Origin of the sequence: Parasalinivibrio latis (assembly GCF_036825535.1) — a bacterium.
Taxonomy (GTDB): Bacteria; Pseudomonadota; Gammaproteobacteria; order Enterobacterales; family Vibrionaceae; genus Parasalinivibrio; species Parasalinivibrio latis.
In genome coordinates this window covers 2,768,170-2,782,010 of record NZ_CP098812.1, presented here as the reverse complement: position 1 = coordinate 2,782,010, position 13,841 = coordinate 2,768,170, and the positions used below count along the sequence as shown (strand labels likewise).

The window sequence follows — 13,841 nt, the reverse complement described above, 5'->3', positions numbered from 1 at the left end:
TCGACCTTTTCAGATGATTTCTGCATGTCCGGGGCAGGAGGCTGAAGCCAAAAAAACAGGGATAAGTTATCAACTTCACAGGGGAAGCGGCCCGTGTCCGAGCCCGAAGAGACATCTGATTTCATGACAACAAAATTGATGACCGAAGCGACCAGTTCCAGTAAACGTACGTTGATAATTAAAACGGTACGGAAACTTCCTTTGGCGCTGGCAACTGCCAGTTCGCTTTTCCTAATGTATCCTGCAAATGCGGTTTCTATCGTCGGTCCTAACGGCGAAACAGCCCAGCCACCTGCAACTGAAACTCTGCCTCGTGAACAGTCAATTACCGAAAGGTTTAACCAGACCAGGCTTCCTCAGGTTGAGCAGAGGCTCGACAGACTCTATGGGCCAACGGGCAATGAGGAAACTCTCTGGTCAATCGCCACACGTTTCCAGCCAAATGGCGCAACGGTTTACCAAACCCTTGGCGCCATTTTCCGTTTAAACCCTGGCGCATTTGAAGACAACAATATCCATGGCCTGCTCCCTGGCTCAACCCTGTTGCTGCCAACGGTTGAACAGGTTCGCCGTGAAAATTCTGCGCAGATTGCTTCCCGCCTGGAATCAGACAAACGCCGCGCACCTTTCAATCAGCCGCAGCAAACAGCCGGTCAGCCCCAGCAAACTGCTGAGCCTGCAGCCAAACCGGTTCAGCCAGAGAAACCTGCAGCACCGGTACCAATACCAGCGCCAAAGACAACGGCTGAAACAGCGCAGACAGCAGCAGATGCAAAGCCTGAAATGGGTGGTAAGCCGCAGCCCCCTTCTACTGGCGTCAGTGACAAGTCAGCTGAAGAGCTCAAGGCTCAGCTTGATGCGTCAGACATGCAAATCGGCCAGCTTGTCGAAAGCAACCACATTCTGAAAATTCGCCTTTCTGAGTTGCAACACGAGCTGTCTTCGCTGAAAGATCAAATGTCCGGTGATGAAGAGCTGCAGGACGAAATTAAAAAGTTCCTGGCACAGCAACGTCAGATGAAAGTGGCACAGGAGACCAAGCCACCTTCAATGCTTGACGACATTGCAAGCTCGCCTCTGATGCTGGCCATGCTGGCACTGTTACCTGCTGGCTTGATAGCAGGTCTTGTTGCACTGTTTTTGATGCGCCGAAAGAAAAATGAGGAAGAGACACCTGAGCTGGAATCCAAGACACCGCCACCTGTCCCTGAAGATGGCCCAGATTTGGATGAACCGGACTTGGGGCTGGATGATGAACCGTCCCTTGGCCTTGATGATGAACTTGAGTTGTCTGAGGACGAGCCGGATGGTGCGGAAAGCCTGGATGACATGCTGTTTGATGATAGCGGTGCCGATGACGAACTGTTTGATGACGACGGTCTGATGGATGATGCCGGAGTCATCGACGATGATTCCCAGGATCTTGATGTCAGTGCAAGTGGCTCAGAAGCCCTGGGCATTGATGATATGGAACGAGCCATCAATGAGCTGGACTCCGGATTGGAGCAGGAACCGGAGCCAGAAGAGGCTGCACCGCTGAGCCCGGATGAAGAACTTGCTGCCATGTGGGAGCAATCATTGGCTGATGGAAGCGATCAGGACGATATTGATGCCCTGATGAGCGGTGCCCTTGATGAACCTGAAACTCCGGCTGCAGAGCCGGAGCCAATGCCCGAGCTGGAACCAGAGCCGGAAATAGACCTGTCCCCAGAGCCTGATGATCTGCCTTCGGACCTCGACCAGGATATGATTGACTCGCTGTTTGGCGGTTCAGATTCAGCACCGGAAGATGAAGAGCCGGAAGCTGCACCATTTAGTGAAAAGCCGCCGATTGAAGATGAGGTGGATTTTTCAGAGGAAATCGACCTTTCTGACGATGACGAAGGCGAAGATGATTCTGATGCCGCATTGGCTGAGTTGGAAAGCATGCTCGAAGAATCCGGCGATGAAGACGATGCTTTTGAACCACTGGCAGACGACGCACTTCTCGACGAGGTTTTGAACCAGCCTGATGAAGATTTGCTTACTCCAGACGGTGAGGATGGCATTTCGGAAAGCCTGGATGACAACAGTACAGACCTGCTTGATGACCTGCTGGATCAAGAAGAGGTCACTGACGTTGATGAGGGAGAGTCGGTTTCCGACGACAGCACCGACTTACTTGATGACCTCCTTGAGGAAGACTCTGACGAAGACCTGCTCAACGACATCCTGAATATGGATGATACGGTTGAGGAGGAAACAGACGATGAGCTGGCAGAGCTTGAGCGCATGCTTGAGTCAACAACGGAAGAAGAAGATTTCCCTGCTGCCCTTGCAGATGAAGACTTTGAAGCAGATGACGGCTTTGATGTTGGTATCGACGAAGACGAAGCACCACTGCCTGAATTAGAAAAAGGCATGACAGTTGAAGAAGCCCTCAATGCGCTGGAAGCGGCAGAACCGGCAACTGACGCGTCTATCCCGGATGAGCAGTCACCGCAAACGGAGCAAATACCGGAGACAGAAGAATCAATTGAAGGTCATTCTGACGTTGAAGAAGTAGATATTGATTCACTTCTCAATGAAATGGACGAATTAGAGGATTCGTCTTCGGCTGAAAATGCTGATTTAGATCTTGATTCCCTTGAGGCAGAACTCTCTGATATTTCTGCAGAGCCAGAGCCAGAGCCAGAGCCAGAGCCAGAGCCAGAGCCAGAGCCAGAGCCAGAGCCAGAGCCAGAGCCAGAGCCAGAGCCAGAGCCAGAGCCAGAGCCAGAGCCAGAGCCAGAGCCAGAGCCAGAGCCAGAGCCAGAGCCAGAGCCAGAGCCAGAGCCAGAGCCAGAGCCAGAGCCAGAGCCAGAGCCAGAGCCAGAGCCAGAGATGCTCTCTGGTGAAGAAAAACTCCCGGCAGAGGAAACAGAAGAACCTGCTGACGAGCTGGCTTCGGGCGAAACGGATGAACCTGAAACAGCTGAACCGGTGGCAGAAGAAGAGCCGGTTCAAACTCAGGAAGACGATGAGCCCATCGATCTCGACAGCCTGCCTGAGTATGACGAGGCAGCAGCATTGGCAGATGCCATAGCTGAAGACACACCAGAAATTGAAGAAGCCTCTGAAGGGCTGGATGACTTCGATGATATCTCGCTGGAAGAGTTGCTGGCTGAAGTTCCTGATCCGGATGAGCTTGCTGGCGATGGTTCTGAAAAAGCCATTACCCAACCGGAGATTGAAGCTGACCTGGACGAACTTTCGGGTGAAGCTGTCGATGACTCAGCATCTGCAAGTGAGGTTGAACCGGAATTCGCGGCAGAACCTGCAGAAACTGAAGAAAATGCCCGGTTTGAAACATTTTCAGAGGATGAACTGGGTGAATTCGATGAAGACGATGCGCTGGCAGCGTCGCTTGAAGAGCAACGCGAGCTCGAAAGTTACTACAACGAGAGCCGCGGCGTTGAGCCTGAAAAGCCCCAGTCCGAAGATTCAATGCCGGTATTTGACGCTGACGACGACAAGTACCAGGTTGGCGGCCTGGATATGGATGCGTTGCTAAATGACCCTGATTTGCTCCAGGCGGATGAGCCCCCTGTAGAAGCTGCTTCGCAAGCAGAACATGAACCGGACGGGGATAAATCCCTGGCTGAGTCGGAGACTGACTCTTCAGCCGGGGCGGAATTGGATGAATCATCTACTGATGCAGGAATTCCTGAAGACGAGGATGAAGAAGACTATTCAGTACCTGAAGACGAAGAAGGTATTTGGGCAGAGTCAACGCCTGAGCCGGAACTTGAAAGCGAAGACTGGTCAGAACAGCCTGAGCTGTCTGCTGATGAACTTAACGTAGTTGCAGACTATGACGAGCCGGCAGAAATTGAAACTGAAAGCGAACTGCTAAAAGAAGAGCAGGACGATGACAGCTATCTCAGCATTGAAGAGCTGATGCGGGAAGACGGCGCAGAGCAGGAAGACCCTGATTCCATCCCGATGAACCTGAACGTTGGGCTGGATGAGTTCCCGGATCTGATGTCAGACGTAAATGCGATGGATGTCGACAGCGGTGGTGAAATTGCCCATCAGCTTGATTTGGCAAAAGCCTACATCGAAATGAACGATATCGACGGTGCGATCAAGTTGCTTGAAAATGTCGCCCAGCATGGAAGTGCAGAGATGAAGCAGGAAGCTGGAGCGCTTTTAGCGCAGTTGAAATAAGAGATTTTTGGAAGTAAATAGTTGCGGGTCCTAGAGCCTAGAACCTAGAACCTAGAACCTAGGTCCTGGGTCCTGGGAAACGAGACACTGGCGCTTGCACTGAGTTGTAACCAAGCCACAATCTTGCAGTACCCAGTACCCAGTACCCAGTACCCAGTACCCAGTACCCAGTACCCAGTACCCAGTACCCAGTACCCAGTACCCAGTACCCAGTACCCAGTACCCAGTACCCAGTACCCAGTACCCAGTACCCAGTACCCAGTACCCAGTACCCAGTACCCAGTACCCAGTACCCAGTACCCAGTACCTTATTCCCCCAAATACCCCTCTAACCAAGGTCTTACGTAGTTTATCGACACAAAAATACTGAGACGTTCGAGCTCTAGGGGCTCTCCGTTCAGGAGGCGGGTGTCGCTGCCGGCCATGGCAGCGATAATACCTACCAGTTCACCTTTATCATTGTATGCCCCCCCTCCGCTCATGCCTTGACGAATAGGAGCATCGGCGACACTTCCGGGGCATACCTCAAAATATTTGTTGTCAACAAAGTTAAGGTCCAGATGGTAAATGCCAGTGCCAACCAGAACCTGGTCGTTGCCATCCATCCCATACATGCTTACTTTTTGGCCGGGGTAAATAAGGCCAAGGTTGGGTAATTTCTTCCCTGCATTATCTGATTCTATTAATGCGATATCACACTCGGGATGATAACTCACCACTTTGGCATAGTTGGATTTAGCCACGTGAGCCGCTGTGAGGCTGAGATTTTCTGTGATAGGTACGCTTGACCCCATACCCATATAGAGAAGAGGAACACCCATAAATTCAAAGTCGATAGAAGGAGGGTTCTCTGCCACGTAGGTTTTGCCGTTTGACATCGTACAAGCACTGATAAGGAGTGTGGCGGCAATAACTGATAATAAGCGTGTTTTCAGAATTTGAACTTTGATCAGCATTCATGCATCCTTCTGCGAACATCTGAGGAAAAGCTGGCGGTTAAATCAAATATGCGTCATATGTCTCAAATTCAGTATAGGTAGTAATTAATAAGCTGCACAATTTCACTGGATTTCAAAAAAGAAAGTGATGCGCAGCAAATTAAGATCGAGTTATTACTTGTTGAAATTAATGCGTTATTGATGATTTTCGTATCAGTAACATCCCCTGTTTTTGAATTGCTGGAATGTTTGTATTTTTGGCTATTTAACGTTAGGAATTCATCTGTCCGACCTGTTTGAGCGGCTTTTCACTGTGTTAGAGCTGTCCTTTTGTCATTGCATTTCGAAAGAGTCATTGTGACTACTTGCCGATTACGCGATAGCAAGCTAAGTGTTAATAGAATGTTGTTTTTGTCGGGCGAGACAAAACTGTACGACATCAATGCATCTTATTTTTGTGGCTAAAGTTTGTTCGCTACACCTTTTTAGATGCACATAAAGGGGAAATGCTATGATTTTAAGTCACTTAGTTGGGCTATATACCCACCCAAAACAAGAATGGAAGCAAATTGATATCAGGCATGAAGGCTTGCCTAACAGTATGGGGCATGCATTGTTGCTAGCGCTGATCCCACCAATCTGTGCGTACTACAGCAGCGTTAATATAGGTTGGCAGATAGGGGCGGGAGATCCCATCTTCATCACTGGAAGCAGTGCACTGTTTATGGCTGCTGGTATGTATGTCGCGATGATAATAGGTGTTTGTGCGTTGGCATACCTGACGCAATGGATGAGTAAAACCTTCGGATCTGATCCTACCTATACCCAATGTTTGGAATTGGCATCATACACAGCGACACCACTGTTCATGGCTGGTGTTGCCGCCTTGTTCCCGGTTCCATGGTTTGTCATGCTTGTGGGGTTGGTGGCGATCGCCTATTCCGTGTACCTGTTGTATACCGGTGTACCTATTCTGATGCACATTGAAGAAGAGAGAGGCTTTATCTATGCCAGTTCAGTGGTAACGTGCGGTTTGGTGCTGCTGGTCGCTATCATCGCTTCCTCAGTCATCCTATGGAATATAGGTATAGGGCCAACGTTTACGCATTAGGATTTGGGAAAGATAATCAGAGTGGCGAGAGGCGAGTTAAATGCCTGTCGTCACTTTCACATGGTGAATTTGATTTTAATGGCTGAATAAAGTGCTAAGCCATACCCTTGATAAAAATGAAGATCGCGGATAAATTTCACCACTCACCACTCACCACTCACCACTCACCACTCACCACTGTCTTAATCATGCAAAAACTTTCTCCGGTAATCTGAGGCTTTTCCGAAAAACAAAATTAGGGGAAGAGACCCGATCAAAGGAATCGCAAACCAAACAGCGTTGTTAGCCAGTAACTGGTAGATGCTGAAAACAAAAGCGACAGATAGCAGAACGAGTATTACGATATGAACTGCAGGGGAGTTCTTTGAAAATTTTGCATAAGCGCGGATCATGAGGGATCTATTCCTATTTGCCCTCTCTATAGTGTTTGGGCCTATTATCATGAGAGGGTATTCTTCCATACCGGACTGTAATAATCACTACTATTATGCGACTTGTCACGCAGGAAGTTTGAAACAATGAAGCGCAATCACATTGATTTTACATGGCAATTGACTTTATTTTTCAAAATGGAAAAAGCTGCTGAAAAGTAAGGCACCTGATGTATAGGTGCCTTACTTTTTTAGAGGGGAGGATTCACATTACTGTATGTTAGTGTTCCGCTCTGTATACCAGGGGCTTCTTGCATCCGTCATATCGTAAAGAGAATATTTGCGGCTCAGCATTTGGCCTCCATCCCGTTGAATAGGGAGCCAGGAGATCGTTGTTCTGCTGGTACTTGGTTTGACCGTCAGTAAATCGAACGGAATCGAGATATAGAAGCCTTTAGTAAAACTGCCTTCCCCGAATTCTTCTGCTGACAGGTTCGTTTTAGTAGCGAATGCACCAGCTATTACACCGCTATCGAATCGCTTGGATACGTCAACAGTAACACCCGTGTCTTCAGCAAGATAACGCCCAGCACTGACTTTGAGCAGCGTACCTTCGAAGAGATCCAGCGGATTTTGCCAGTAAACAGAGAAGTGGCCTGTTACTGTACCCGTTTGAACATTGAAAGCTCGGTTATTGCCCTCAGCAGGCTGTTGCCCGTTTTTATAGAAACCGAATGCAGTATGAGGGTCGCGCTGTTTTACATAACTGGCATCAATGCCCATAGCCCATTTGCTGCCCATTGGCCTGTAAAGAACTTCGCCACCCACACCACCAAACATAGTTTCCAGATAACCGGCATAGACTTGAGAGTACAAGCTGTTGCCAAAGCGGTCGAAATAGGAAAGCTGCAAGTTGCTTACCCTTAGCGTTTCCTCATAGTATTGGCGTGTTAGCGTCCGTACTCGCCTTAAATTGGTGCCGTCTGGTGGAACGGTATATTTGAACTTGTCATAGTTGTCGACAAGGTTCCCATAAAGAGTGCCAGAGGCAACAAAATGGTCACCGAGCTTTAGCGATGCATCAGCATTTACGCCAATCGCGTAAAGATAAAAATCTTCCGAGCCACCAAAGGATTGTTGGAGAACGGGAGACAAGCCGAAACTCCAATACTTGCGATGGTCTGAAACTCTTCCCCGCAATGGTTCGACAGGCTCGCTGAAGAGCGTTGCATCAGACGGGGTGGCATTTGGATATGCATTAGATGCAACTTTAGCAAACTTGCCTGAATCAATACGTGCTTCTGTCAGGGGCTGACGTTCTTTCGTTTCAATGATGCGGTAGGTCTTTGCATCTATGCCGGAGTTGGCGATAAGAAGCGCCGCTCGTTCCTGGGCTTCAGACCGATCTCGGTATTTTTTCTGTTCACCGACAACAGTGATAGTTTGCTTGTCATAATAAATTTCAGCCTGCTGATAACCGGCATTTTCTGCAAGCTGGTTGTTTAAAGCCTGCCACTGCTCTTCAGAAAGGTGATCAACGGGAACCGACTGTTGGTAAGCAGGCCTTTCACTGTCTATCCACACGGGTACCATACTGCCCATATCCGCACCCAGTGTCAGGCCGGCAGTGAAGGTATTCCCTCGCTCGTAGCTAAGACGCAGGTCTGCCCAGTCAGTTAATTGGTAAATGAGGCCAAAATTAAAAGATGTGCTTTGTGACATATTGCTGTCACCGCGTCTTACCGGAAAGTCTGATTTATAATCGTTACCATCGTATTCCAGCTTCAGGCGGAGTGGAGCAAATGGCGTCTGGTATTCAACACCGCCAAAAATGGCCATACAGCCGGAGAACATCCTTCCTGCGTCGATCTGGCCGCCTTTTCCGCCATAAGTTGTATCTCGTCCACAATCAACAGTAGATTTGTCGCCGTGCAAATTCCCCCTGTTGCCCAGATACCCCCAGCCTACACCAAGGGTAAAGTCAAAGGGTCCATTCCTTTTACTTGCGACAATGTATTCACCGTCAAAAAGGCCGGTTCCGCCAATATCGCGCAGGCCTACAGCAATTTGCGGCAACCAGTAACTTTCTTCGATTAAGCGAATTTTGGCATCAATACTCTTGTCTGTGTACTTGGTATCGCCACTAAACCCGTCATCGCCGCTGTATAACAGTTCATCTACCTGTGTATAGCGGACGGTTGCTTCCAACCAAGGAAAAAGCTGCAGGGAAGCCGTGTAGTGGATGTAATCATTGTTTGATGTGACACCTAAGCGGAAATCACCTTCTTTGTTCATTCTGGCTGAGGGCATTTGGATTAGACCAACGCCGCCGAAGTCTGTTTGTGAGTAATCAAGCTCCGGGTAACTGAACTCTTTAGCAAAGGATGAAAATGAAGAAATGACTGCCAGGCTGAGAACAGAGAGTCGGAAAATAGTTTTCTGTGGAATCACGGCAGTTTGTTCCTTAATAAATCAACAATCAGTAGATTCACGTCAACACTGTTTGTATCAACAGTGAACAATGAACCGGTATGCTTGAATGGGACATAGATAATTGCACCGGGGGCAACTTCACTAAACTGGAAATTCCAGTACGCAACCGGGTGTTTATCGGTGTTGCCATCTGGCTGAATCACCCAAACATCTGATATGTCGGGTTGAAGTCTTCCAGCCTCATCAAGATAAAATGAGGCACTGGCTCTATGTTGCCAGGTGTATTTCCCTGGATGAGAAACATTGCCAAGCACTGTGATTGAGTGAGGTACAGTGGGAAGTGTAATCTGCCAGTTGCCAGTGAGTAACGGATTGTCTGAAGGGGATATCCGGGTCAGATCAGGATCTAAAGGAATGAAAACGCGATGGGCGAAATGCATGTTTTGGACCATGGAACCTAATTCAGTCCAACTTGCACGTTCGCTCTCTTTTGAATTTTTCGTTGCATGCTTAATTGCCAGGAGAACGTCCTGTTTTTCGGGAGAGCCCAGATTCAAGTCAAAAAGTGCAGCACCGGTCCAGTAAATATCAGAAATTTCATGTCCCTGCTCAGACAGAACCTGTTCGACTGCTTTAGATAGCCTCGGAGCGCTATCAAAGTGATACGTCTCGTTTTCCGACTGGTCAGGGTAATATGCTCTGATTGATGTTGATTCAGCGAAAGCTGGCTGGTGGATGCTTACCAAAAGTGCACCGATAAATAGAACAAATCTCATCAATGTATCCTCAGGCGAAAGGTTTCAAAATGGTCATTTTGATGACATCCATGCCCGGAGCCGGGGTCTGCTGACTGGAAACCACCTCACCGCTCTGGGGGTTCAGCCAATATGAATTTGTATAGGTGACGTCAAGAGAGGGGATAAATACCTGCTCGTCAAAACGTAGAAGATCCGTTGAATGACCATTGATTAAGATCGACTCGTTGCCTTTTTTTTCAAATGTTGAAATCGCGCTATAACCAAAGTGGTAACCAGGTTGCCAATTCAATGTGTGTTGCCACGTCAGAGGCGTGGTATTTTTAAGGAGCCCTAGTGACAGTGGGTCTGGTTGTTCAGCATATGTAGCGCTTAGGTTCCCATTTCCCAGATTGACCGTTTTTACGATTCGGCCTGCCTCTGTCACAATCATTTCCTCTCCGGCTGATAGCCACTTGAGCTGAGGTGATCGTCGACTATCCCTCCCTTCTGCCCAACCGAGAACCATAAATACCCGCGGGCCGCTTCCCTGTCTCACATATATGCTGGCGTAAGGCAGTGTTTTGATCCGTTCAGCCGGAACCGCAATGTCTTTTGTTCCAAATAACGCTAAAGAAAAGGAGTCAGAGAGGTCACTGGAGGTTTGGCTGCAACCAGGGAGAATAAAGAGTGCCACAAGCAATAAAAAAGACTGAATTTGGCGATAAATGAGGGACATAGGAGAACTACATGGCTAGTTGATAAAAAACAACCGCACGATGGCGGCTGTTGACGTAATCCCTTAACAGTAAAGACTTAACTGGTAGGTGCAGTTACTGATGTTGTTGTTGAAGGGCTGTCAGAGCCAGCGGCTACTGCAACACCAGCTACAATAGCAGCACTTACAGCTACAGCGGTCGCCGTTACAGTACCAGCAGCGGCACCAGCAGCGGCAGCACCACCGGCAGCTGCACCGGTAGATGCAGTAGTGGTAGTAGTCGCTGCGGTAGCTGAAGTAGAGGCTGTACCACTACTTGCGGCAGTACCACCAGCTGTTTCTGCCGCCATTGCGGTACCGCTCATTGCCAATGCGGCCAGCATTGCAATTGCAGTTTTCTTCATAAACATTCTCCGTTTAAACGCGAATATCACATCGATGTGTGTCTTCCATTTCAGGCAGACAGCAATATAGGCTACTTTCACTTGCCTATAAAGTAAATGCTACTTATTGAATAATAGTTCGCATCAGATGAAATTACATACCATTAAATAGTGAAACTTGATTTGCCTCATAAGCCTGTTAATTCTACATTTGCATTCTTCATTTTTAATAATGAGACATGTATCATGCGCCAGAATTTCATATCCAGAAACGTTCACGTGGCTGTATTTTGAGCTGTCTGGTTATTTTGTCACCGATGGGTGAATGGGTAACAGGAAAGCCAATAAATGCGGCGCTCAACATCCACAAGATGAATAATTACGCAATTGGGGAGCGAAACCTCTGGGCGGTAGCGTGCCTGGAGGAGAGAGATACAGGTTCAAGGAAGAGAAGAACCTAGGAAAAGCAGAAAAGCGAATTGCTATACAAAAAGGGATTTGCCCTCAAAATTCTGCAGTACCCAGTACCCAGTACCCAGTACCCAGTACCCAGTACCCAGTACCCAGTACCCAGTACCCAGTACCCAGTACCCAGTACCCAGTACCCAGTACCCACAATTATCAAAAGCAGGACAACTCGTGCCAAAACGTACTATTGCCGCCGTAGTATTAACGGTATCACTTGCAGGCTGTACCATGCCTGGGTCTTATTTGCCAACAGGCGACAAACAAGCAATTTGGGAAGAAGAAAGCAGCGACAACCTTTCGCAAAGAGTTGATATCTACCCACTCACTCCAACCTTGGTCCAAACTCTCAAGCAAGAGCAAAAAACACCGAAGACCCAGTCTAATCCTCTGCTTGAGAAAGAAATGGCTGGCTATGAGTACCATATAGGATCGGGTGATGTACTTAATGTAACCATTTGGGATCACCCGGAGCTGACAATCCCTGCCGGCTCTTACCGCAGCTCTGCAGAAGCCGGTAACTGGGTACATGCAGACGGCACGATTTTCTATCCGTATATTGGCCAAGTACCGGTTGCAGGCAAAACGGTAACCGAAGTACGTGACATCATTGCTAAAAAGCTTGCTCGATATATTGAAGAGCCTCAGGTGGATGTAAATGTAGCCGCTTTCCGTTCCCAAAAATCTTACATATCGGGTGAAATTGACAAGCCGGGTCCACAGGCCATTACAAATATCCCCCTGACGTTGCTTGACGCTGTAAACCGCGCAGGTGGCATTACCAAAGATGCAGATTGGCAGAATGTCAGCCTGACGAGAAACGGCAAGGAACAACATATTTCGTTGTATGCGCTGATTCAGAAAGGTGACCTGACCCAAAACCGTTTGCTGAAAGATGGCGACATTATCCATGTTCCCCGCAATGACTCTCAGAAAGTCTTTGTTATGGGGGAAGTGAAAGAACCACAGATGCTTAAAATCGATCGCACCGGTATGAGCCTGACCGAGGCTCTCAGTACCGTTGGAGGCCTGAACCAGCTCGAAGCAGATGCCACCGGTGTTTTCGTTATCCGCAGCAATGGAGACATTGCTGAAAACAACAAAGACAAAGAAAGCAAACTGGCCAATATTTACCAGTTAAACATGCAAGACGCCACCGCACTGGTTATGGGCACCGAGTTTGAACTCAAACCTTATGATGTCGTTTACGTCACCGCCGCCCCTATCAGCCGCTGGAACCGCATTATCCGCCAGCTTCTGCCAACCATCACAGGCTTCAACGAATTGTCTGAAGGTGTGTTAAGGGTAAGGACGTGGCCATAGTCGCAAAGCGACTAAATAGAAGCGAGTAGTGAGTTTAGAGTAGCGAGAGAAAGCAAACGCAGAGAGAAAACTTTGGGTTATAAACAGTTAGATACTTGGCAAAGAAGCTTTCGTTTGGCACAACAAGTGCATTATGAAATGAGAGCTTGTAAAGACTGGGGATTCAAAGACCAAATATGCCGGTCAGCTGTTTCTGTACCTTCCAACATTGCAGAGGGTGCAGAAAGAGGCTCAAAGAAAGACTTCATAAGATTTCTGTATATTGCAAAAGGTTCATGCGGAGAACTCGCTACTCAAATTCTACTTGCAGGTAGCTTTGGATATCTCGATCAGCAGAAATGCAGTTGCTACGAAGCTGAAGCTTTGGAAATTTGCAATATGCTGGGTGGGCTGATTGCTCATCTAAAGCGAGAATTGAAATAAGAGTAGTGAATAAAGAGTGGTTGGGTAATGGGGACAAACGGAATGGTTGTGAAATCAGTTCAACTTGCTAAATTTCTCACCACTCACCACTCACCACTCACCACTCACCACTCACGAATATTTTGAATATAAGTCTTTATGTTTGAGCGAATACTAATCGTCTGCATCGGCAACATTTGCCGTTCGCCAACCGGTGAAAGAGTGCTAAGGGCGCTGAAACCGGAAAAAATCATTGAATCTGCCGGCGTAGGTGCGCTGGTGGGTAAACCAGCTGACGCGATGGCAAATCAGGTCGCTGGCGAGCACAGCATCAACCTCGAAGGCCATGAAGCCCGGCAACTAACCAGCGAATTGTGCCGGGAATATGACCTTATCCTTGCAATGGAAAAAAAGCATATTCAGGCCATTACAGAAATTGCCCCCGAAGCCCGCGGTAAAACCATGTTGTTCGGTCAATGGATAGGACAAAAAGATATCCCCGACCCATACCGCCAAAGCAAAGAAGCATTCGATTACGCCTACGACCTAATCGAACAAGCTGCAAAAGAATGGGCGAAGAAGATTTAAAAAGATGAAGAAGTAGCGAGATAAGAGTAACGAGTATCGAGATGTAGAGTTTCGGTAGTGTGATAGTAAAGCAACAGCATTCGGGTGCGAATGTGTGGGAATCTCACCACTCACCACTCAATTCTCGCAACTTTGCTCCTAATTAACCCAATTTCCAGATTGTCGACCGACGAGTAACTCAAACCTC

Annotated in this window: 12 protein-coding genes; 5 read left to right on the top strand and 7 right to left on the bottom strand. The window is 48.0% G+C overall.

Translation table 11 applies throughout. The annotated features are described in order from the left end of the window. Window positions 1–123: 123 nt before the first annotated feature. Window positions 124–4,188, top strand: coding sequence for a FimV/HubP family polar landmark protein (locus NF212_RS12840; RefSeq protein ID WP_434356212.1), 4,065 nt, complete (start codon window positions 124–126; stop codon window positions 4,186–4,188). Window positions 4,189–4,239: 51 nt separating this feature from the next. Here NF212_RS12840 and NF212_RS12835 read toward each other — a convergent pair whose 3' ends face one another. Together NF212_RS12835 and NF212_RS12830 are read right to left on the bottom strand one after the other, a co-directional pair. After that, window positions 4,240–4,524, bottom strand: a complete 285-nt coding sequence (locus tag NF212_RS12835; protein ID WP_434356210.1) for a hypothetical protein — start codon at window positions 4,522–4,524, stop codon at window positions 4,240–4,242. Beyond that, on the bottom strand, window positions 4,497–5,144 hold the full coding sequence (locus NF212_RS12830) for a S1 family peptidase (protein ID WP_434356208.1): 648 nt from the start codon (window positions 5,142–5,144) through the stop codon (window positions 4,497–4,499). The genes NF212_RS12835 and NF212_RS12830 overlap by 28 nt, the downstream gene beginning before the upstream one ends. A 493-nt stretch (window positions 5,145–5,637) precedes the next feature. Here NF212_RS12830 and NF212_RS12825 point away from each other — a divergent pair, with 493 nt between their 5' ends. Beyond that, the gene (locus tag NF212_RS12825; RefSeq protein ID WP_434356206.1) at window positions 5,638–6,237 is read left to right on the top strand and encodes a Yip1 family protein; all 600 of its coding nucleotides are present in this window, start codon (window positions 5,638–5,640) and stop codon (window positions 6,235–6,237) included. A 641-nt stretch (window positions 6,238–6,878) separates the two neighbouring features. Here the strand turns inward: NF212_RS12825 and NF212_RS12820 are convergent. The 5 genes from NF212_RS12820 to NF212_RS12800 form a co-directional block, all read right to left on the bottom strand. After that, entirely contained in the window at window positions 6,879–9,059 is a 2,181-nt protein-coding gene (locus NF212_RS12820; protein WP_434356204.1) for a YjbH domain-containing protein, read from the bottom strand. Then, entirely contained in the window at window positions 9,056–9,817 is a 762-nt protein-coding gene (locus NF212_RS12815) for a capsule biosynthesis GfcC family protein (RefSeq protein WP_434356202.1), read from the bottom strand. The genes NF212_RS12820 and NF212_RS12815 overlap by 4 nt, the downstream gene beginning before the upstream one ends. 10 nt (window positions 9,818–9,827) lie before the next feature. Then, window positions 9,828–10,514, bottom strand: coding sequence for a YjbF family lipoprotein (locus NF212_RS12810; protein WP_434356200.1), 687 nt, complete (start codon window positions 10,512–10,514; stop codon window positions 9,828–9,830). A 77-nt stretch (window positions 10,515–10,591) separates the two neighbouring features. After that, window positions 10,592–10,897, bottom strand: a complete 306-nt coding sequence (locus tag NF212_RS12805; protein ID WP_434356198.1) for a hypothetical protein — start codon at window positions 10,895–10,897, stop codon at window positions 10,592–10,594. Between the two features lie 461 nt (window positions 10,898–11,358). Then, window positions 11,359–11,574: a hypothetical protein gene (locus NF212_RS12800; RefSeq protein WP_434356196.1), complete on the bottom strand. Its 216-nt coding sequence runs from the start codon at window positions 11,572–11,574 to the stop codon at window positions 11,359–11,361. On the opposite strand from NF212_RS12800, the gene NF212_RS12795 reads away from it, so the two are divergent. The 3 genes from NF212_RS12795 to NF212_RS12785 all read left to right on the top strand — a co-directional run bounded on the left by NF212_RS12795 (window position 11,573) and on the right by NF212_RS12785 (window position 13,654). Continuing rightward, entirely contained in the window at window positions 11,573–12,664 is a 1,092-nt protein-coding gene (locus NF212_RS12795; RefSeq protein ID WP_434356194.1) for a polysaccharide export protein, read from the top strand. The genes NF212_RS12800 and NF212_RS12795 overlap by 2 nt on opposite strands. Window positions 12,665–12,736: 72 nt before the next feature. Then, a complete protein-coding gene (locus NF212_RS12790) occupies window positions 12,737–13,087 on the top strand; it encodes a four helix bundle protein (protein ID WP_434356192.1) in 351 nt (116 codons plus the stop codon). A gap of 138 nt (window positions 13,088–13,225) precedes the next feature. Then, window positions 13,226–13,654: a protein tyrosine phosphatase gene (locus NF212_RS12785; RefSeq protein ID WP_434356190.1), complete on the top strand. Its 429-nt coding sequence runs from the start codon at window positions 13,226–13,228 to the stop codon at window positions 13,652–13,654. Window positions 13,655–13,841: the final 187 nt, after the last annotated feature.

What these genes read in the sequence shown, in the direction of transcription:
- NF212_RS12830 (WP_434356208.1), bottom strand. Translation starts at nt 5,144, where the DNA reads ATGCTGATCAAAGTTCAAATTCTGAAAACACGCTTATTATCAGTTATT.
- NF212_RS12825 (WP_434356206.1), top strand. Translation starts at nt 5,638, where the DNA reads ATGATTTTAAGTCACTTAGTTGGGCTATATACCCACCCAAAACAAGAA.
- NF212_RS12805 (WP_434356198.1), bottom strand. Translation starts at nt 10,897, where the DNA reads ATGAAGAAAACTGCAATTGCAATGCTGGCCGCATTGGCAATGAGCGGT.
- NF212_RS12840 (WP_434356212.1), top strand. Translation starts at nt 124, where the DNA reads ATGACAACAAAATTGATGACCGAAGCGACCAGTTCCAGTAAACGTACG.
- NF212_RS12795 (WP_434356194.1), top strand. Translation starts at nt 11,573, where the DNA reads ATGCCTGGGTCTTATTTGCCAACAGGCGACAAACAAGCAATTTGGGAA.
- NF212_RS12815 (WP_434356202.1), bottom strand. Translation starts at nt 9,817, where the DNA reads ATGAGATTTGTTCTATTTATCGGTGCACTTTTGGTAAGCATCCACCAG.
- NF212_RS12785 (WP_434356190.1), top strand. Translation starts at nt 13,226, where the DNA reads ATGTTTGAGCGAATACTAATCGTCTGCATCGGCAACATTTGCCGTTCG.
- NF212_RS12810 (WP_434356200.1), bottom strand. Translation starts at nt 10,514, where the DNA reads ATGTCCCTCATTTATCGCCAAATTCAGTCTTTTTTATTGCTTGTGGCA.
- NF212_RS12800 (WP_434356196.1), bottom strand. Translation starts at nt 11,574, where the DNA reads ATGGTACAGCCTGCAAGTGATACCGTTAATACTACGGCGGCAATAGTA.